The sequence below is a fragment of the Paenibacillus sp. OV219 genome (assembly GCF_900110075.1).
GTDB lineage: Bacteria > Bacillota > Bacilli > Paenibacillales > Paenibacillaceae > Paenibacillus_Z.
In genome coordinates, this window is sequence record NZ_FOCJ01000005.1 from 149711 (window position 1) to 170380 (window position 20670).

At 46.6% G+C, this 20670-nt stretch carries 18 protein-coding genes; 3 read left to right on the top strand and 15 right to left on the bottom strand.

Annotated elements, in window-relative coordinates:
* Nucleotides 1–39: 39 nt before the first annotated feature.
* From BMY11_RS14475 to BMY11_RS14510, 8 genes are all read right to left on the bottom strand, one after another.
* Nucleotides 40–972 (bottom strand): phosphotransferase enzyme family protein, encoded by a 933-nt coding sequence (locus BMY11_RS14475; protein WP_256217533.1) that lies wholly within the window; start codon nucleotides 970–972, stop codon nucleotides 40–42.
* 324 nt (nucleotides 973–1296) lie between these two features.
* Nucleotides 1297–1956, bottom strand: a complete 660-nt coding sequence (locus tag BMY11_RS14480) for an HAD family hydrolase (RefSeq protein ID WP_177182646.1) — start codon at nucleotides 1954–1956, stop codon at nucleotides 1297–1299.
* A gap of 22 nt (nucleotides 1957–1978) precedes the next feature.
* Nucleotides 1979–2710, bottom strand: a complete 732-nt coding sequence (gene uppS / locus BMY11_RS14485) for a polyprenyl diphosphate synthase (protein ID WP_090577213.1) — start codon at nucleotides 2708–2710, stop codon at nucleotides 1979–1981.
* Between the two features lie 222 nt (nucleotides 2711–2932).
* Nucleotides 2933–4417 (bottom strand): amidase family protein, encoded by a 1485-nt coding sequence (locus tag BMY11_RS14490; protein ID WP_090577216.1) that lies wholly within the window; start codon nucleotides 4415–4417, stop codon nucleotides 2933–2935.
* Between the two features lie 29 nt (nucleotides 4418–4446).
* The gene (locus BMY11_RS14495; protein ID WP_090577219.1) at nucleotides 4447–5298 is read right to left on the bottom strand and encodes an ornithine carbamoyltransferase; all 852 of its coding nucleotides are present in this window, start codon (nucleotides 5296–5298) and stop codon (nucleotides 4447–4449) included.
* Nucleotides 5299–5418: 120 nt separating this feature from the next.
* A complete protein-coding gene (locus tag BMY11_RS14500) occupies nucleotides 5419–6993 on the bottom strand; it encodes an RICIN domain-containing protein (protein ID WP_177182647.1) in 1575 nt (524 codons plus the stop codon).
* Between the two features lies 1 nt (nucleotide 6994).
* Entirely contained in the window at nucleotides 6995–9928 is a 2934-nt protein-coding gene (locus tag BMY11_RS14505) for a sugar-binding domain-containing protein (RefSeq protein ID WP_177182648.1), read from the bottom strand.
* Nucleotides 9929–9976: 48 nt separating this feature from the next.
* The gene (locus BMY11_RS14510) at nucleotides 9977–10771 is read right to left on the bottom strand and encodes an SDR family NAD(P)-dependent oxidoreductase (RefSeq protein WP_177182649.1); all 795 of its coding nucleotides are present in this window, start codon (nucleotides 10769–10771) and stop codon (nucleotides 9977–9979) included.
* Nucleotides 10772–10988: 217 nt separating this feature from the next.
* On the opposite strand from BMY11_RS14510, the gene BMY11_RS14515 reads away from it, so the two are divergent.
* The 3 genes from BMY11_RS14515 to BMY11_RS14525 all read left to right on the top strand — a co-directional run bounded on the left by BMY11_RS14515 (nucleotide 10989) and on the right by BMY11_RS14525 (nucleotide 12928).
* Entirely contained in the window at nucleotides 10989–11684 is a 696-nt protein-coding gene (locus BMY11_RS14515; RefSeq protein ID WP_090577231.1) for a GntR family transcriptional regulator, read from the top strand.
* A gap of 28 nt (nucleotides 11685–11712) precedes the next feature.
* Nucleotides 11713–12474: an SDR family NAD(P)-dependent oxidoreductase gene (locus BMY11_RS14520; protein WP_090577233.1), complete on the top strand. Its 762-nt coding sequence runs from the start codon at nucleotides 11713–11715 to the stop codon at nucleotides 12472–12474.
* 85 nt (nucleotides 12475–12559) lie between these two features.
* A complete protein-coding gene (locus BMY11_RS14525) occupies nucleotides 12560–12928 on the top strand; it encodes a VOC family protein (protein ID WP_090577236.1) in 369 nt (122 codons plus the stop codon).
* Nucleotides 12929–13108: 180 nt separating this feature from the next.
* Here the strand turns inward: BMY11_RS14525 and BMY11_RS14530 are convergent, their stop codons facing one another.
* The 7 genes from BMY11_RS14530 to BMY11_RS14560 form a co-directional block, all read right to left on the bottom strand.
* On the bottom strand, nucleotides 13109–14035 hold the full coding sequence (locus BMY11_RS14530; protein WP_090577239.1) for a phosphotransferase family protein: 927 nt from the start codon (nucleotides 14033–14035) through the stop codon (nucleotides 13109–13111).
* A 34-nt stretch (nucleotides 14036–14069) separates the two neighbouring features.
* Nucleotides 14070–14927, bottom strand: a complete 858-nt coding sequence (locus BMY11_RS14535) for a phosphotransferase family protein (protein WP_177182650.1) — start codon at nucleotides 14925–14927, stop codon at nucleotides 14070–14072.
* 38 nt (nucleotides 14928–14965) lie between these two features.
* Nucleotides 14966–15910 (bottom strand): phosphotransferase enzyme family protein, encoded by a 945-nt coding sequence (locus BMY11_RS14540; protein WP_177182651.1) that lies wholly within the window; start codon nucleotides 15908–15910, stop codon nucleotides 14966–14968.
* Between the two features lie 128 nt (nucleotides 15911–16038).
* Complete coding sequence (locus tag BMY11_RS14545) at nucleotides 16039–16878, bottom strand: MBL fold metallo-hydrolase (RefSeq protein ID WP_090577248.1); 840 nt, start codon at nucleotides 16876–16878, stop codon at nucleotides 16039–16041.
* A gap of 24 nt (nucleotides 16879–16902) precedes the next feature.
* A complete protein-coding gene (locus BMY11_RS14550) occupies nucleotides 16903–17757 on the bottom strand; it encodes a phosphotransferase (protein WP_090577251.1) in 855 nt (284 codons plus the stop codon).
* A gap of 118 nt (nucleotides 17758–17875) precedes the next feature.
* Complete coding sequence (locus BMY11_RS14555; protein ID WP_090577254.1) at nucleotides 17876–18649, bottom strand: SDR family NAD(P)-dependent oxidoreductase; 774 nt, start codon at nucleotides 18647–18649, stop codon at nucleotides 17876–17878.
* Nucleotides 18650–18655: 6 nt separating this feature from the next.
* A complete protein-coding gene (locus tag BMY11_RS14560) occupies nucleotides 18656–20650 on the bottom strand; it encodes a YjhG/YagF family D-xylonate dehydratase (protein ID WP_090577257.1) in 1995 nt (664 codons plus the stop codon).
* Between the last annotated feature and the right edge of the window lie 20 nt (nucleotides 20651–20670).

Consider the following 20670-nt stretch of genomic DNA (forward strand, 5'->3'; position numbering starts at 1 on the left):
GTATCTAGCTCCTGTCTATCTTCAATTTTAGCTGATCCGCTATTTCCTTAAGTCTATCGTAACTCGTTCCCAATACATAATTAAACCAAAATGCATTCTGTGATCTCCGTTGAGGACTCGAATGAAATGTCTTTTTGCCGCCTCCAACGAACGGATATATTGAAACTTGGGTATTAATTTCAGTTCATTCTCGGATAAAGGAAGTACGGAGTTGTACCCTTCCAGAAACCATGTTGACATATCCATCTCAAACCCTTCATCTTCCTGCAAAGAGATCAAAAAAGTAGATAAATCATACAGCCTTGGTGCCCAGCGACAGCACTCAAAATCAATCATGCCTGTTATACGATTACCGTGTGTCAGCAGATTAGCAGGGGCAAAATCTCCATGACAAGGGAGTTGAGGCAGTAACGAACATGGCTCTTCGTTCATAAGAACATTTGCATCTTCCATACGTTGCAGTAGACTCTCGATGCTACACCATAAGTTTGGATACTCTAATAGCGCCTGATCATCTATAAATTTGCTTAGCTCGCCAGCTTGGAGCACCTCATGACCAAAAGCCTCCGATAAGGGCTTCCAAGGCAAGCTGCCCGTATACCCATCAACAGACAAGTGATAATGTGCTAAAGCCTTACCCGCGTCACGCATCAACTCTTCGTTATTTATATCGAAATTAAGATCAGCTTCCAGGTATGGGAAAATGCTAACGTTCGTCCCATTAGGCAGCCTAAACAGTCTCAGCATCGGAACGATCAGATTATGTTGCTCCGCCGCCCTGCTCAGAATCAATTGTTCTGCCAGCAGTTCATCTGTATGCTTGGAATATTTTGAAACCCGGACCCTATACTTACTCTGACTCGTCGTTAGTATGTAATTATCATTACTGAATCCGCTAGACATTTGTATGAGTGTCCTCGGAGTTCCTACGTGAGGTGCGATTGACGAAAAATGCTCTAGAGACAATTCCATGGTTTCCAACAGTAAAATCATCCTTTACTCTATATTTCGCAAATCTGGCCACCTATCTCATTGTGACAAAATGCATTCCCTAACCATATTACCAAAGGTCTGTATGTCTCTTATATAATCATAACCTATGGGGGCATTCATTGATAATAACGTCATTTTGGATTATTAATACTGATGCTGCTGATGCGGAAATACGTTTCTTAATATCACATAGGTATTGGTTAAGACCTTCGAAGCGACTCTCTTGTATATCGACCCCGAAATCCATATAAAGCCCCCATTTTAATCATTTCAAGTATATGAGTTCTAGCAACTTGCACCATCTTATACCCGTCTGATATAAGAAGCTAACTGAGCTAGATCATCGATAGAAGCGATTGGAATAACACCTTTACTCCTCATCCTGTCGATATCTCCTTGGTAGGAGATGAACTTTACCCCTGCATCTTGCGACGCTTTACCATCTATCCATGCATCACCAACTGATATCCAATCATCAGCAGAATGATTAGGATATTTATTAAGAATAGCATACACGCCATCTGGGGCTGGCTTCATGAACTTCATCTGTTCTCTGCCAATAACCGTCTCAAAAAAAGGATTGATTCTATGATTTAATAAAGCTGACATCGCTGCCGTATATGAATTATTCGTTAGAATGACCATTTTAAACTTACCATGTAATTCAAGCAGAATTTCTCTCGCTCCTGGCTCTAAATCCGCACCAGACATACCCATCAGCTCATGCTTTTTGGCAATATCCCATAAAATCTCCTGCAAATGTATGTCCCAATGTTCTGAACGCTGAACATGTTCAATGATCGTTGAGGTTGTGTGATCATTTACAGGGAAATTCTCATGTAGGAGTCTATTATCTAGTAAATACTGAGAAATCTCAGCTTTCATCGCACTGAAATTTATCTTTGATCGTAGGATGGTATTGTCCATATCAAAAATAATCCCTTTTACCTTGTATGAATTCAACCTCGTCACCTCTTTAGGACCATTACGCCCTGTTCTTACGCTGCTGGTACTCATAAAAAGCCTGGTAATAAAGATACTCATTAAAGCTTGGCCACATTTCATCGGTAAACCACAATTCAGATTGGGCAGCTTGCCACAATAAAAAACCGCTGAGTCTTTTCTCACCGCTTGTTCTTATTATTAATTCCGGAGAAGGACAGTCAACTGTATGTAGGTATTTTCCAAACTCTTCTATCGTGATATTATCTGTACCCTTTGCAACGATTGCCCTTGTAGCATGGATAATCTCTGCGCGTCCCCCGTAATTCACAGCAAAGTTTACAGTCAGACCTGTATTCCCATTAGTGCTGTCTATCACACTTCGCATGAGTTGCTGTGTGTCTTCTGAAAACCTTGAGATGTCCCCTATAAAATTTACTTTAATATTGTTTTCATTAAACCTATGAATATTGATCTCCGTCACAAATTGATTAATAAGACCTATAATATACTCTACTTCTACTGCAGGCCTCTTCCAATTTTCTGTTGAAAAAGCATACAGCGTCAGATAATGAAGTTTTAGTTTATGACTGACGTAGATAATATCTTCCATTACCTTCATTCCAGCAAAATGTCCGGCGGTACGAGGCAGTCCTCGTCTTGTAGCCCATCTTCCATTTCCGTCCATCATAATCGCAACATGCTTTGGGATTGCATCCCAGTTTATTAAATGCCTTAGTCTTCTTTTTTTTAGTTCTTTTGTAAATGATAGCAACTCATATCCCCTCCCCTGTCCGCTCTAAATCATTATATTACATCTGTATTTATCCAAAAACTGTAACTTTAAGATATCGTAATTACATATTTTCAATGAGTCAATTCCACGTGAAAACTACTCGTTTGCAAAATGAAAAATGGAGCAGCTGCCGTCGGCAGCCTGCTCCAAAAAATTCATCCTATATCAGCATTACTGCCATGTAGCAGCACAATTCAAATTTCAGACCGGATCACTAGGAGCAAAACGGTATTTACTCGCTTGCTCATAGCCGTAAGCTAATCGGAATAGTACGGGCTCGCTGTAGGCGGTTCCAACGAAAGTGATTCCCTGCGGTCCCTTGGTCGTATAACCACCTTCTGCGATAACGCCTGTTTCTGCGTAGCCGCCAGGCACAGTAATGGCAGGATAACCCGCGCGCGCAGATATATCGAGCCCATCCTCGTTACCTAGGAACAACAAAGCGTCCAGCTTATATTCTCGGATCGCGTGGTCGATGCCTTGGTCCCGGGCTGTCTCACAGTTAAGGCGCAAACTCTCGGAATACTCCGGTTCAGTCAATGTTCCACTCGTTCCATTTGACCAGATCAATGTGCCTTGCCCGTATTTCAATGCAACGTCGCGATTCGCTTCGTTATAAGAAATGAGTTCATCAAAGGAACGGACAGCCGCGCCAGGGCCTACTTTGCTCAGATAATTGTTCAAGCCATGTTTGAACTCGTATCGCATCACGTCCCAGTCCCACTTCGCACTCTCGCAAGGCAACGATACCGGGTCGACGATAACTGCCCCGCATTCCTTTAACAAGTTGATTGCCCTCTCGATAATCTCCGCACGAGCCTTGTCCAATCCTTGATAATAATACCGAGGAATTCCAATTCTTGCGCCTTGCAAGCCATCCACGTCCAGGAAAGTTGTATAATTCATATACGCCAATCGCCCAGTGTCTCGCGTTGCCGTATCTTCTGGATCCATCGCTGTCATGGCGCCGAGCAGGATAGCAGCATCCCTAACCGTACGCGTCATCGGACCAGCTGAATCTTGGGTTTGCGTAATCGGGATGATACCTCCACGGCTTACGAGCCCGATAGTTGGCTTTAGGCCGACAAGTCCGTTCTGTGAGGATGGGCTGATGATCGAACCAGATGTTTCAGTCCCAATGGCAGCAGTACACAGATTCGCGGCAACCGCCGCCCCAGATCCCGAGCTCGAGCCACCCACGAACAACTCGCCGGGGCCGTAAGGATTGAGCGTCTGTCCACCTCTGGAACTATACCCCGACCACATCGTGCCCGACATGAAATTTGCCCACTCCGTCATGTTTGCTTTACCGAGGAATACAGCTCCCGCAACTCTTAATTGTAAAGCCACGGCCGAATCCTTCTGAGCGATATGTTCCGCTAGAGCGACCGAGCCGGCGCTAGTATGCATATTGTCGCCAGTATCAATATTGTCCTTGAGCAATATCGGGATACCATGAAGTGGTCCGCGTGATCCTCGCTCCCGCCGCTCTGCATCAAGCTCCTTTGCGATAGATATCGCATCCGGGTTGACTTCCAATACCGCTTTCAGCTTCGGGTTAAGCCGTTCAATCCGCTCCAAGTACCAACGAACGCAAGCCTCCGACGATAACTCGCCTGATTCCATCGCCAGCTGCAACGAAACGATGTCTGCTTCTATTAGAAATTCGTTTATTGTTCTGTCCATTTAATGTGTCGCTCCTCGTAGTAATCTAGTTAATTCCATAAACTATATAGCACTATTGCTTGTTGAACATAAAGGAGATTCTTCTTAAAAGAATGTCCAACAAAATAGTCAGATGAAATCGCGTCTTCACTGATCTCTTCCCCTCTGAAGAAGGGAGGACATGGATTTAGTATTGCATTGGGCTTGGCTAATTTCATTCTATCCAGAGTGATCTGATATTTGTTGATATATTCATCGGTAAGTAACTCCTTCGGCAATGAATCGGTCAGGATTACATCGCTTCTTGTTAGTACATCTTCAAATTCATTGTGGTAGGAGTAGTTAGTAGACCTCTCTCCCAATTCATGTCCTTCTGCGCAAATATGATTAAAATTCAAATTCATCACACCTGCTGCTTCTACCCATGATCTGCAAATATTTCCCGCAGGCCCTACGAACGTATATACTAATTCTGTGAAATTCTCCCTTTGCCTGCTTATTGAATAGAGGTCGGACAAAATCTCACAAGGATGGTTTACCGATGTCATAGCATTAATAATGGGCAATGATGACTGGTAAGCTAACTCTTGGATTTTTGAGTAATCAGGATATCTTACAATGATTCCGTCAACCCAGTTCTCTAGGTAATGGGTAACATCACTTAGCTGTTCCCTCTTATCTAGCGTTTCTGGAGGGAATAATATGCACTCTCCCCCAAGATCCTTAATACCCTTCTCGAAAGTAATTCTTGTTCTAAGACTCGATTCAGGAAAGAATAATACAAATGTTTTTCGAGTTAAAGACCTCGAGTATTTATCATTTTGCAATCTTAGTTCATCAGCTAACTCAAAAATCTCATCTATTTGCTTATGCGATAATTCTCTTAGATTCAATAGGTGCAAGCATTTCCCTCCTATCATGTACTTTTCTCCACTACCAATATTATCCTATTATGCGCAAGAAAAAAGAAGAAGGCAACCGATCGTTACGACCGACTGCCTTCCTCCCTTTTGTTGAACGAATTAATAATTCGGAGTAACCTCAACAATCTTCCATTTCTGTGCTGGTGTTCCGTTATCTTCCCAAGTCTCCACATTCGTCCCGTTTGTTGATCCCCAACCAGTTACATCAAGCGCCTGGTGGTTCACTTCACCGCACTGTGGCAACAACTTGAAATACCCGCCGCCGACATTAACAATTTTCCACTTCTGTGCAGGGGTACCGTTATCCTGCCAAGTCTCTATGTTCGTCCCGTTCGTCGACCCCCAGCCTGCAACATCAAGCGCTTGGTTGTTTACTTCACCATTCTTCGGCAGTAGCTTGTAATATCCGCCGCCTACGTCAACAATTTTCCACTTCTGCGCAGGATTATCCAGATCCTCCCACGTCTCCACATTTGTTCCGTTTGTAGATCCCCAACCAGTCACATCAAGCGCCTGATTGTTCACTTCACCTGTCTGCGGCAATAGCTTATATGTGCGACCTGAAATGATACTGCTAGCCACCCCGATATCGACAGTTCCAAAAATAATTTTTGAATCTGTAGAGTCAGAAGCCAGTACTCCTACTTTTGAGCCGCCTGTATATACTAAACTTCTGCTATAAGCTGTTGGAATAACGCTATCAAGTGCAGACCAATCCCCTACTCCATTGTTGTAGTTAACGAACAAATGATTATCGGACCATGCGGATAAGATCAGTGACCCATTCGGTCCGCCTAGTGGCGTCCAAATAATATACGGCGTGCTTCCAATCGTATACCCCGGGCTATTAATCGGCGATCCAACATTGTCAGGAGTCCAGGATTCAGGGTTGGAAGAGATCTTATAATAAACTTGAGAGTTGGCATATCCAACGATCTCATAGGCCAAAATATAGTTTCCATTTCCCATCTTCGTAACAGCAGCCATGCCAGGTCTATAATTTAAGCCCATCCTCACATCGTCTACGACACTAGACCAATTCACGCCATCTGTTGATGTCTTATGGACAACTTTCTGATTATGATTAGCATCCGTCTCATCTGTGTAGAAACAGATCAGCTTATTATTGGCAACAAGAAGCTGCGGCTCCCAAACACCTTGACTCGCTAAAGTTGCACCTGCATATGGGCCGCCTGTGACGATCTTCGATACAAACTGCCACGTTTGGCCGACATCGTTGCTTTTATAAAGCTCAATCATTAAATTACCAGAGCTGTCTGCAGCGGTTGGGGTAAATAGAATCGTGCCTTTCGGCATACTCCCGATCGCTTGCGGCAATTCATATAGATTGTTGGCATTAACCAGCTTCTCGCCGGAATGGACATCGCTTACTGTTGAAACGGTCGACCAGCTCTGCCCTCGATCTGAGCTTATATGAATGGGTAGGCTGGTGTAGGCGTCTATTTGCTCTGAAGCAAGTAGCTTGCCATTGTCTGATGCACTGCTCTGATTCTCAAGCTTAATGGCCCGAGGATACTTCGCATTGACAGATGAATTGGGTTGCTGCCAAATCGTAACAGGTCCAAATGCGTGAACGATCTGAAGAACTGGAATTGTTGCCGCGAGCAAAACAATAACGAGGGCCAATGAAATCTTCTTGTGCATTCTCATCATGCTAAACCTCCATTTTTTCTGATATAGGAGCTGTTCGGCTTTGTTCATACGCAATCATGTTCATAAGCAGCATGTCCGCAGTGGGGTTAACACCAAGATTAGCCATAATTCGGAACGAATTCAGTACGATACGTCCGGCGCCAAGAGCATAGGATCCTAGCAATACGCCGGTTGCCACGCCGGTCTCGCACGGGTAACCGACAGCGAAAGAAGCAGCCATAACTTCATCAGGAGTATCTTGCCCGTCAAATATATAATCTGGAATGACTTGACCGTAATAATCGATGTCCATAATTCCCTTTGATTGCAAGCCTTCGAAATATAGATGCTCCTTCGCCACACAATCCTTGTGATACAGCCAGTCAATAAATTTATAGCACCGACCTTTATTCGTAAACGGAAACCAACCCATACTATCTTCTCCACGCTTCCACACATGCGGCGAGAGGAATATGACCGTACTGCCAGCTTCGGCTTTTTTCATTAACAAATCCCAAGTTGCTGAAGTCAACTCTTCTCCGGAAAAGCCCCCAACTATGATAAGTCCATCATGCTCAATTATGCGGTCGGTGAGTGGCTTAATCTGTATCCCTTTCTTATTCAGCCAATATTCGGCAGTAGAATCGAGTCCGATTACAGAAATTGGTTCTGAGCGAAGAACCCGATACGATTGATTGTACGCTACATTAAATCTAAGTCTCCCTCCAGATGGCGCTCCGCCGTATTCCATGAATGCCGATAGCTCGTATTCACCGGCTTTCACATCGTCCAATACGACTTGTTCGAGGATGACGGGAATTGCGAGAGGACCGTCTTCTCCGCTTTCGGTTTCTGAAATACTGACTTTGGCGCGTTTTTCCCATACGACTCCGCTCTTACCTGAAATTCGGAAACAAACGGGGTATTCGCCAGGCAGAAGCACGTCCTCATTGGCCAGAACAGCTTCTACTTGGAATGGAGTCCCTGCATAAACGTGCATCGGTTCTACGAAGAGACACCAGCGCAGCGGAGACCATCCGTCTTGCAAAGCTTCTATTACGCCGGGCTTCCATTCTCGGAAGAAAGTCCAAAGTCCTTCGCCGGAATATCCATGGTCTAGCATGCCTGTCAAATTGTACCCGCAAAACCTTGGATTAGAGCGGACATGATCGAACACCCTTCTCCTCTGCCTGCTATGTATGCGACTGCTGTCTTCGAGCATATGTTGCGGGAATGCGTAGACCTCCTGCATGCCTAAACGGTTCCATTCCGATTCGAATCGATCTGCCATCCTGCGAAACAACGCGACATCATGAAGGTCGCTGCGTGCCCCATATTGTTCGAAGTATCTCGTTGCCCGAATGACATCGAGCAGACTGCCATAGCCCCATTCCGACAAGAAGACGGGCTTCGTTTCCTGACCAAGCGTACGCACGAGTTCGTTAATTGGACCCGTTCGAGGCTCGACCGGATAGAAATGGGCATCTCCCATGCCTTCGTATAACCCTGTCGGATAGCCCCATTCCCAAGTGAAAGGCGATCTGTTCGGTATTTCGGCCGCACCGTACTCCTCGGCTCCCCATTCAAACTGCCAATTAACATCTCCTGGATTGCATATCGTTCCTATCCCGAGCTGTCGATCCCACCTGCCGCTTCCAAGCAATACGAGTCTAGTATCGTCGACAGCTCTCAACTGTGGCAGAATCGATGCTGCGTGCCGGAATATCGGATCATCCATCGTTTCGTTCAATAGTCCCCAGATCACGACGCAAGGGTGATTGCGATCGCGCCTAACGAGCCCTAATGTGGAATTGTTGAATCGCTCTTTCATCATAGGAGAATCTTCCATCCCCCATGATGCAGCACACTCGTTGTAAACCATAAGTCCGATCTCGTCGCAAAAATCCAATTGTTCTTGAAGAGGAGCCGTGGCAATAAATCGGATCATATTGAATCCACTCGCTTTGGCATAAATGAGATCCTGCCTAACGAGATAGGGATCGGTTATTGCGACTGCGGTTCCGACCGGATAATGATTGCCCGTATGAGTAGATCGAACAAAAATACGTTTGCCGTTCAAGCGGAAGAAACCCTTCTCCACTCGGAAATCTCGAAAACCACACCTTACGGAAGAATGATGGGTTTGAATTCGATCACTCCATTTACTATCCAAGGTTACGTTAACTCTGTACAAATAAGGAACTTCCAAGCTCCAAAGTCGAGGCTTGTCGATGGTTAGCACCGTTTCGAAGACCGATTCACCGGTAGCAAAGTCGTAATCTCCATTCGAAGATAACAAAACTTCGCCGGATTCACTTGAACTAACATCTATATTGATTCTACTATTCACTGGAATAGAAGTACCGTTCGCGACCGTTACTCGGATATTGATTTCACCAGTTACCATATTTGGTCTTACAAATAAATTGGATATGCGGACTTGCGGTAATTCGACCAGATGGATATCGGAATAGATGCCGCCAAAATTAAATCCGGTGCCTGGCGATACTTCTCTCGTGCTTTTATGGCGATTAGGAGTTTGCTTCTGTATGATCCCGTCGATTTCAAGATCAATTGGATTAAGAATCCGAATGGCTAATAGATTCTCTCTGCATCTGATCAAGTGATCGGTCACATCAAATTCAAAAGGCATTTCCCCGCCTTCATGACTGCCGATATAAATGCCATTGAGCCAAATCTCAGCGTAGTAATCTACGAATTCGAACTTCAGAAATTGCTGATGCTCCGAAGCAAACGGCACTCGCGGAACGAAACGATGCCAATACCATGCAACGCCATGATAGTCTGGGAATACTTGTTGAATGAGGCCGGGGACCGGCGCAAGTTCCGATTCTTCCACAATATTCGATTCATACCATTTCTCTTCCGTACCTTTGTTCTCGGGATCTTTTGCAAGACACCATGCCCCCGATAGTACTTGTTGATTATTCTTCACGCTGGTACATCCTCTCATGAATTGTGCCGAAACGTTCGATATGAATGATCAAATCTGATGATAGACGGAAGTTTGGATTTCTGGGGCATGATAAGCAGAATAGCCGCCATCCACGTATAGGGTCGTACCTGTAATAAACTTCGCTTTGTCAGATACGAGAAACAGAGCCGCCTCGGCAATGTCCTCGGGCGTTCCAAGCCTTCCTTGGGGAGTACGTCTAACCATATCTTCACGGTTTAGTAATCCTGCATTAAACGTATGATCCAGACCTTCCGTCAAAATATAGCCAGGAACAACCGCATTCATGCGAACTCCATCCGCAGCCCACTCACATCCGATTGTACTTGTAAAGCTATTAATTGCTGCCTTTGCAGTAGCGTAAGGACTTCGATTGGGAATCCCTCCCAATCCATGGATGGATGAAATATTAACGATAGCACCACGTTTTTGCTTAAGCATGATTTTGCCTGCAGCCTGGGAGCAGAGGAATGTGCTTTTTAAATTAATGTCGATAATTTGGTCCCATTCATCTTCCGTAAAATCGACCATTGCCTTTCGAATCGTACCTCCGACATTGTTAATGAGAATGTCCACCTTGCCGAATACTCGTAACGTTTCATCGAATATGCGTTCAACATCGGTTTTGCGCACAACATCCGCTTCGACTACTAGACATGTACCCCCGTTTTGACGGATATGCTCCTCGACTTTAAATGCAGCCTCCATATGAATGTCGGCAATGACGACTCGCGCTCCTTCCTCAGCAAGCGCTATAGCGATAGCTTTGCCTATTCCGTTTCCGCCTCCTGTGACGACCGCAATTCGGTCTTCAAGCAATCTCATTGGCTTCCCCCTTTCCATTCCGTAACCGCTTTCAATAAGGATCTGGTATCATCTTACGACCGCCACTTGTTATCGTCAACATATTATTTAATTTGTTAACAAATAAACATAAATGGTTTCACTGTTTCGAATTTGTTGGCTAAATCTTTAATGTTCGCTATACTAATAGACAAAGATATGCAGAGGATTATGAGCAAAAGAGAAATGAGGCCAGACTATGTTAAAAAAACCGACACCTGAACCCTACGCAAGGACTCCACAAACAAAAGATGTGCTGAATAAAATTCGTACAGATATCCTATTAGGCGTGCTAACCCCTGATTCACATATCGTGGAAAATCAAATCGCAGCAGAGCTTGGCGTCAGTCGGGGTCCCGTTCGAACCGCTTTGCAAAACCTGGAGCAGGAAGGTCTTGTGCGTTCGCTGCCCAATGGTCGTACAGTCGTGGTTGGATTCTCACTGAAAGCCGCCGAGGATACGTTCGATTTTCGCTTGATGCTTGAATACAAGGCACTGGAACTGATCATCGCGAACGAAATGGTTGATTTCTATCCCCTATTCTCCATCATCGAGCAAATCCGTGAAATTAACGCAACAATCCAAGATGGAAACGAACCTGCCGATGACTGGGTGCAAGCCATCACTGCAGTAGATATTCAGTTTCACCGCAGCATCATGATCATGAGCGAGAACGTTCCAATGCTGCAAGCCTGGAACCTATTGGCCAGTACGATGTATACTGCGTTGACGATCTCAAATCGTAGTAACTTCAATAGTTTTCATGAATATTTTAAAGATCACAAAGCCTTCTCGGATTTAATCATTCAACGTAACCCGATCGTTCTTGAAAGAATCGTGGAGCATATTTCGAAAGCCAAAAGACTTGTGCTTGATCGGCTTAAGAGTCGCTAGTGAACTCTAGATAAAGGGGGCTTGGAACATGTATGATTTTACGGGGCAAGTGGCGCTTGTGACAGGCGCTGGCAGAGGTATCGGCAAGAGAATCGCCTTGAAGCTTGCTGAATGCGGTGCGAATGTTGTCGTGAATTATGCGAACAGCGCACAAGGAGCGAACGAAATCGTTAGTGAAATAGTAAAGCTAGGCCGTCAGAGCTTTGCCCACAAGGCAGACGTGTCCGACGTCAGTCAGATTCACGAAATGGTTGAGAAAACGATTGAAAGATTCGGCAAAATCGATATTCTCGTCAATAATGCCGCTATCGATCCTACGATCGACTTTTTCGAAGTGACGGAAAGCTTCTGGGATCGTGTTGTCGATACGAATTTGAAAGGCGCCTTTTTTTGCGCTCAAGCTTGTGCTGCGGTAATGAGAAAGACCGGTAAAGGAAAGATCATTAATATAAGCTCTGTCCACGGCAACCTGACAATGCCGCAATACGCCGTTTATGCCTCGACCAAAGGCGGTATGAACGCAATGACCAGGCAGCTCGCGCTCGATTTGGCCCCATATCACATCAACGTTAACGCGGTTGCTCCGGGTGCGACGGAAGTCGAGAAGTTTACAGAAAATCCGAACCACGACAAATATGCTGTGGGCAAGCAAATTCCGCTTGGACGAATCGGATACCCAGAAGACGTTGCTGAAGCGGTCTCTTTTCTATCAAGCTCTGGCGCGGACTTTATTACGGGTCAGATTCTTACCGTCGACGGTGGATCGAGCACTCGATTTTTCCTGCAATAAATAATATTATCCAATAGAGATGCTATAATTAGAGACAAGCTGAGATGCTCAGCAGACGAAATCACTAGACTGTAGGAGGAGAACAATGACCATATCAGGTGTTATTCCGCAGCTTAGAACGTTGAATCTTGACAGTACGATTCATTTCTACACGACGAAGATAGGCCTCGAGCTTGCGTTCCGCCACGAGGATTTCTACGCCGGTATTCGGGCAGGGAACCAGGTATTCCATCTCAAGCTTGCAGATGAACAAGACCCTTCTATCCCCTTTACTCGAGACGGCGATCATTTCCATCTCTACCTGCAAACGGACGATGCTGCTAGCTTAGCTGAAGAATTGAAGGCTCGCGGAGTCGCTCTTGCTGCTGAAGTGTGCGAGACAGAATGGAATACGAAGGAATTTATCATTGAGGATGATCAGGGTCATACGATATATTTTGGCGAGGCGCTTTAGCGGATATAGGTAAAAGATGACGATCACGCACAAGAGTTTGGCGAATTGGCAGGCTCATCATGCTCGAGAATGAAGTCTTGTTGGGACTTCATCTCGGGCATTATTTTTACCTCGTTTTTGGAATGTAACGAATCTGAGAAACGTTATTGTGTTGAAATCAGACTCAGCGTCCAGCTAGCGTTACCCATTCAATATCTCATCCAATATGTTCCTAATCTCGTAGATATCTCTCATCTCTTGAACCGTCTTCCCCGTGTGCCTCAAGTAGATCTCCCTCATGTAATCCGCGCCAAAATCATGCAGAAGCAGTCCATCAAACAACATACCAACCGCATCCGGATGATCAACATCTGCGACAAATGCTTGAATCGCTGCTTGATCGTGGTCGAAGAGATCGAACAATATCGGAGGATATTCATACCAAGCTGGGGCAAATGAGCTTTCTGCAAAATCAATCATGTAGAGTTGATCATTCTTATCGAGAATGACATTGTTGGCGTTGATATCTCCATGTACACTGACGCAATGAGAGAGGTCGAGCTCTTCGATGAGCGCTACAGCCTGCCTTCTCACAGACTCCGGGTACGGCTGCCATCTATGATTCATTTTGGCCTGATTACGCATACCAGAAGCATCAATCTCCTGATCTGGTTTGATGTTATACAGAGCCATATTGCTCTTAAGAGCTTGGATAAATGGCATCCTCTGAGTGTGATCGAACTTCTTGAAAGCTTGTCCCGCTACCTCGCCTTCAATGAATTCCGAGATGATGTACGGAAATAAGTACTTGTCTTGCCAGTAGGAGGCGGCAACAATCTTCGGTGTACGAATGCCTAGTTCATGCGCTCTTCGCGTGGATTGGACCTCCAATTCGTAACCTGCTTCTGTACCTACACCAGACTCTTCGGGTGCAAAGATCTTTACTACATAGTTACCTGCCCTAAATACTGCATTCGTTGCAGGCGTAAGCAGTGCGAGCTGATCGCTACCAACAAGCGTTTCCCTCCCGAATATGGCATGGATTAACGGACTGAACTCCTCTATGGACTGCAGGATCGATGACCAGGTCGGCCAATCGTAGATTTCTTTGTGAAAAAGAGTCCCCATTCTCTATTTCTCCCCTATGAATATTAATATTCACTCATTGGTGCTCCAAACGTGCTATCTCTGCGCTCATGCCCTTAATGATGCCATCGAACCACCCTTTACCTTGAGGAACCCATCTCCTAGCGGCCTGTGCGAACCAAGCAAGATGAAGGAAATGATGGAGTTGTACGATCCCAATAGGAACATGCTGTGTTGGATCAATTCCCAATGATAGAAGCAGTGTAGCGGTATCCAGCAATACGGGACCACGAATCGGCCGCTGCCAGTCGAGGACTCTGTAACCATCAGGTGTAACCAAGACATTGTCAGCTTTCAAGTCCCCATGGACGTATCCTACCTGAGTGTGGAGCGCATTCATGATTGTCGAACCTTTACTCCAATCAGAGAGGCTGCTTACTAGCTCAAGATCTACCTGCTTAAAACTCCCTTCATGAATCAAGAAACGCATATCATCGAAGACCATTTCGGTATAAGCAGTCCAGTGTTCTTCGGTACTAATATCTAAAAATATCGGTAAATCTCCCTCTATCTCTCCGATCTGTTTCAGCAGTTCAGCAGCAATTCCTGGGATCTCTGTCTGCTCCAGCTCAATGTCGTTCAACCGCGGAGCGTTGACATCCTCCATGATCATTGCCGACATACTGCCTTCCGCCTCGATTTCACGCACAGAAACCAGGAGCTTCGATCGCGCCTGATTGTAAAAGCTTGCTTCAATTGTCGGCGGCGCCTGCACCTTGTAGATGTAGCTGTTGCCACTTGCAGTTCGTACACGTTGGACACACGATAGAGGCCACTCGTGAATCGTAGCTCTTTCCAATACCGAACTATCAAGCAATTTGGTTAGTTCGTCGTCGTCATGCAGCAATAAATCGAATGATGGATGTCGATACATAACTGTATACACCTCTCTCGTATGATCAGCTAACATTGCTAAACCTTTTCTTCGATCTCAGCTTTCAAGCGGAGCCATTTCACTTTGAGATCATGATTTACCGTCTCCCATTCATAACGTTGGAATAAGAAATTGTAATCGAGCAGCCTTCGGTATCGAATGAATCTCGGCAATGCTTCAAGCCACCAGCTCTCGATGGTATTTATCTCTTGATAGCCTTTCAGAAACCATTCAAGAAACCAGGCTGCATGCTCGTTCGGATCCCCCTCAATATTCAGTCGGTTATGTCTAACGCTGACCGAGTAAAGGATGATCGCAATGTCATAAACGAACCAATGATAGCAGGAATCGTCAAAGTCAAATGCAGTAATGGTACCATCTTCCATTACAAAAATGTTGTGAGCATGCAGATCACAGTGGACCAGGCCGTAGTTTCGCGAGTCTGTCGGAAGCGTTTCCAACCAATTCAATAACTCGGTCGCTTGTTGCCTTGCAATGACCTCCTCTTTCGGCAAATGCCGCAGCATATCCATCCATGGTTCTTGCTTCCAATCCCGTCGTTTGGCATTCTGCAAGGGAACGTAGGATTGGGTAAGCAAGTGTAACTGTCCGAGAGTCCGTCCCCAGTGAACAAACATGTTCGGGTTCCAGTCCTCTTCCGTCGGAGTTCTGCCAGGGGCTTTAGCGAATAGTGAAGCATAACAGCCCTCTGTAACATTTTCAACCCATCTACCTGTTCTTGATAGGAACGGCTGAGGAATAGATAGTCCATTATTAAACATGTAATTCATAAAGTGTAGTTCCGCTACGATTTCTTGTTCGCTACGCCAGCTTTCTTTCGATACACGTAATATCTGATCACCGTGACCGTTATGTGCAGGAGATTGATATATGGCATTAACATTGCCGCCTGTATAAGTAAGAAGACTAGCATCCAACCCAAAGGCGTCTGCTGCTGCGTCCAAAACACGATCCTCTACCATTTCAGACCCCCTTCTCATTTCCTTTATTCAATATTTCCGTTTATGTACTTGCTTTTCCTGCCTCTTCTTGTCGAAATACGCAATCAAAAAGCCCGCGGAATACGCGGACTTTACCATTCACAATAATCTTACTTCAGCGCCCGGTCAGATACGTACACATACCTTTCGAAGCGTGCCAGAACATGACTCTTCTGTGTAGGGTAATTCTTGTACAAATAGTCAATGAAATAGCCCGGATTCTCCGAATTCCCTTCGAACATGTCATAATGCGCTGGAATGACGGTGTCGATGCCCGCAGCGACCGCAAACTCGGCAGCCTCGCGGAAGTTCATGTTGCCAACAATATCACGCGCCAAGCGGAAAGGATCGCGTCCATTAATCGGCAGAAGCGCGCAGTCGACGTTCTCCGCTTTCACGGTCTCGATCATTCCGGGATAAATCGTCGTATCTCCCGCATGATAGAATGTCACTCCATTCAGCTGAATCACGTAGCCGACGAAACGATGATCAAGCGCCTCATCGTACTCAAGCTCCTCATGAGCAGCCGGGATCGGCATATATCGCAGCCCTTTTACCTCCTGCCACTCGCCTGTTTTCGCATGAACGCGTCGCTCCTGTGGCACGCCATATTCAGCGAGGGCGTTCAGGCAATAGCCTGGTGCAACAAATACCGTATCGCTGCGATTGTTCGCCATCCCAGGAATCGTATCTGGATCCATGTGATCGATATGATCATGCGTAATCAGCACGCAATCGGCATTGACTACCTCTTCAGGCCGAAGTGGCGGCTTGAAACGCCTGTAAGGAGCATCAGCCAAATAAGGATCTATATATACAATCGTATCGCCACCTTTGATGACGACGCTTACTTGCCCGAGAAACCAAATGGCGAGCATGCCATAAGGGACGCGTGTTTCGTTGATCTCCTGAATTAACGCTTCGCCTGTACGAACGTTAGTATTCTCCATTTCTTTCTGTTCCCCCTTAAAATTTCAACATTCGGTTAAACACAATTGGAGTTTAGCAATTTCTCTGTCATAACCTTCCGCACCATCTGGAAACCAGCGTAGTGCACATTGAATGAACCAGGATATTTTCAGAATACCTAATAAGTCTATCACACCTGGGTTTACATATGGTCTCGGGTCCATACCTAATTCTTCTAACAGATTTGCTCGATTAAGTTCAATTGGCCCATAGAATGCCTTCTGCCAATCAATAACCTTGGTTCCATCTGGATGCATAATGATGTTGCCGCGGTTCAAATCTCCGTGTACTAAACCGCTCGTCGATTGTATCACAGTGAGAACCGAGGAATGATTACACACCGATGCGATTCTATCCAGTACATCTCGATTGGTCTCTCGAAAGGTTCCACGCTCAATTAACGTTTCAAGGTCTCTTAATTGCGTGATCGTGTAACGATTCCAGTTAGAGAGGCCGCCAATGGTAGTTAGAAAAGGGAGAGCGCCTTCAACTTCAATTTGAGAGATTTGATAGGTAATGTCATCGACGAGACGTAACGCTTCATCCCTATCCAATGTAAGCTCGGATAAGCAAGGAGCATCAATATCCTCTAAGAGCAAGGCATGTAGAGAATCATTCTGCTCAATCGCTCGCGCACTAACTAATAGAGAGGAACGCGCTGCTCTATAGAACGGAGCCTCAACAGAAAATTCACCTTGCACTTTATAAATTATCGTTGACGCATCACTCATACGAATACGCTGAACACAGGAAAGTGGCCATTGGTGAAGCGTTGATCTCTCTGTTATGGAAGTTCCCAGGATGGATTCAAGCTCCTCGTCATCGTGCAATAGCAAATTGAAATACGGATGTTTAATCAAGTGAGTCCCTCTCCCTAACAGCTGTAAGTGGATTAGTTACAATGTGCGCTAGAAAAAAAAGCTCCTCATTAAGAACCCATGAGAAGCTTAAAGAGATTCCACAATTCCATACTAGAGACTAGATGCCCATTCCTCCTGCGATAGAGAGCTCTGTTCCCGTTACCTGAGTAGACTCATCCGACAGCAGATAGACGACGCCATAGGCCATGTCATCTGACGTTTGCATGCGTCCAGTTGGAATGCGGGTTGTCGCCCATTCCTGCAGCTGCTCCTCGTTGTAGCCCAATTTGCCATACAGCTCCAGCTCGCCTTCGGATGCCACCCAACCAACCGTTACCCAATTCGAACGGATGCCATCCCCGGCATAATGGACTCCGATATTGCGGTTAAGTGTCCGCATCGCGCCTTTCGAGCATGCGTATGCGACAAGATCCTTGGAGCCTTTATAACCATTCGTAGAACCAATCTGAACGATGGAGCCGCCGCCTGTCTTCTGCATCTCCGCAATCGCATACTTCGAACAGAAGAATGCCCCTTTGACGTTGACGTCGAAGATGGAGTCGAAGAACTCCTCCGTCGTCTCCAGTATCGTGCTTCGCGGGAAGACACCCGCATTATTCACAAGACCATCTATACGCCCGAAATGCGCGACCGTCTCCTCGATCAATTCGCGGCAACCCGCCTCGCTGCTAATATCCTTCTGAATGAATAGCGCTTCCGCTCCGAAATCCTGAGCAATGAGCGAGACGACTTGGCTCCCGTCCTGCTCGTTCCTGCCGCTAATGACTACCTTCGCGCCTTCTGCCGCGCACATACGAGCGATGCCTTTACCAATTCCTTTCGTTGCGCCGGTAACGACGATCACTTTGCCTTCCAGACGATTATTACCCATGAATAATTAGCCTCCCGTCTTCTGCTTGGATCTCGCTATCGCTTCCATACCTGCTTGCAGCGTTTCGACGATCCGATCGACATCATAGATGCTTCCCCTCCACGTGCCTCCGCTTGCTGCTTGAAGTGCAGCCCATAGCCGCGTATCATCAGGCAGACCTGGATCGGGGGCAAGGTCAGGATGCGACGGACGTGCTGCTAATATCGCAGCGCCATCATCGGGGCTGAAGCGCTCTTCGCCCTGACCTACGAAATCGATGCTGCCTTCCAGCTTATTGATATCAATACGGACATCAATCCAATCACCATTCTGCAGCTTACCGATTGGACCACCAACCAGCGCTTCAGGACTGATGTGCCCGATACAAGCTCCAGTCGACACGCCCGAGAACCTTGCATCTGTCAGCAGCGTTACATGTTTTCCGAATGGCAGATGTTTTAATGCCGAAGTTAACTGGTACGTTTCCTCCATACCTGTTCCGGAAGGACCTCTGCCCATCAATACTAGGATATTGCCTGCCTGTACTTGACCGAGCTTGATGGCTTTAACCGCCTCTTTCTCGGAGGTGAATACTTTAGCTTGCCCGGTATGACGGTATACACCGTCTTCCCCGACAACGCTTGGATCAATTGCCGTTGACTTGATAACCGAACCTTCTGGAGCCAGATTGCCAATAGGAAAAGTAACCGTGGACGTCAATCCTCTGGCGTATGCTCGCTGCGGACTCATAATGACTTCATCAGGATCAATGCCGTCGATATCTTGTAAACGTTTGCGAACGATATGGCGCCGCTCCGAATCTTCCCACCAGTCTAGGACATTGGCTAACGATTCGCCCGCGACTGTCTTGACGTTCAGATTGAGCAGACCGAGCTTACGCAGATGAAGCATAACCTCTGGAACGCCCCCAGCCATAAACACACGGATGGTCGGATGATATTCCGGTCCGTTCGGCAGCACGCTCACAAGCCGCGGAACCGCCTTGTTCACACGGGTCCAATCCGCAACATCGGGTATCCGGCATGCTGCCGCATGAGCAACTGCCGGGATATGTAGCAGCAAATTCGTGGAGCCGCCGAATGCAGCATGAACGACCATCCCATTCTCGATGGCAGCATCTGTTAAGATATCTCGCATTGTAATGCCGCTCTCATGCATACGCTGAATCGCTCTAGCAGATTGACTAGCAATGTCGCGCCAGATCTGCTGGCCGGACGGTGCGAGTGCCGAATGCGGCAGTGACATGCCAAGAGCCTCGGCGACAACTTGCGCGGAGGCGGCGGTGCCAAGAAACTGGCATCCGCCTCCAGGTGTGGCACATACACGGCAACCGAGATCGGCCGCTTCCTCTAGCGTGATCTGTCCATGTGAATAACGAGCTCCGATGGTCTGGATCTTCGCCGCGTCTTCACCGACAGTCGGCGGCAGAGTAACGCCTCCTGGCACGACAACTGCAGGAAGATCATGCATCGCAGCAAGGGCAATCATCATGGCGGGAAGCCCTTTGTCACAGGTGCCCACCCCAATGACGCCACTTCTTGTCGGAAGCGATCGAATCAGGCGTCGGTACACCATCGCGGCATCATTACGGTAGGGCAGTGAATCAAACATACCGGTCGTCCCCTGCGAACGACCATCGCAAGGATCACTAACATAGGCGGCGAAGGGAACTCCGCCAAGTGCGCTCACTTCAAGCGCAGCCTCTTTGACGAGAATACCTACTTCCCAGTGTCCCGTATGGTAGCCGAGCGCGATCGGCGTGCCGTCTTCGCTGCGAAGACCGCCTTGTGTGCTAAGGATAAGTACCTGCTTACCGAGAAGTCGCTCGGGCTTCCACCCCATGCCGACATTTTGGCTCATGCCGAATAAATCCCCGCTTGGGAGATTCATCAGCATATCGGAAGTAAGCGGAAGCTTGCCCTCTGGACCGGCTGCGTGGGTGAAGATGTCATATCGATTCGGATCTTCTGCTCCCATGACGAAACGTATTGCTTCGGACATCGTGTTACCTCACCTCAGGT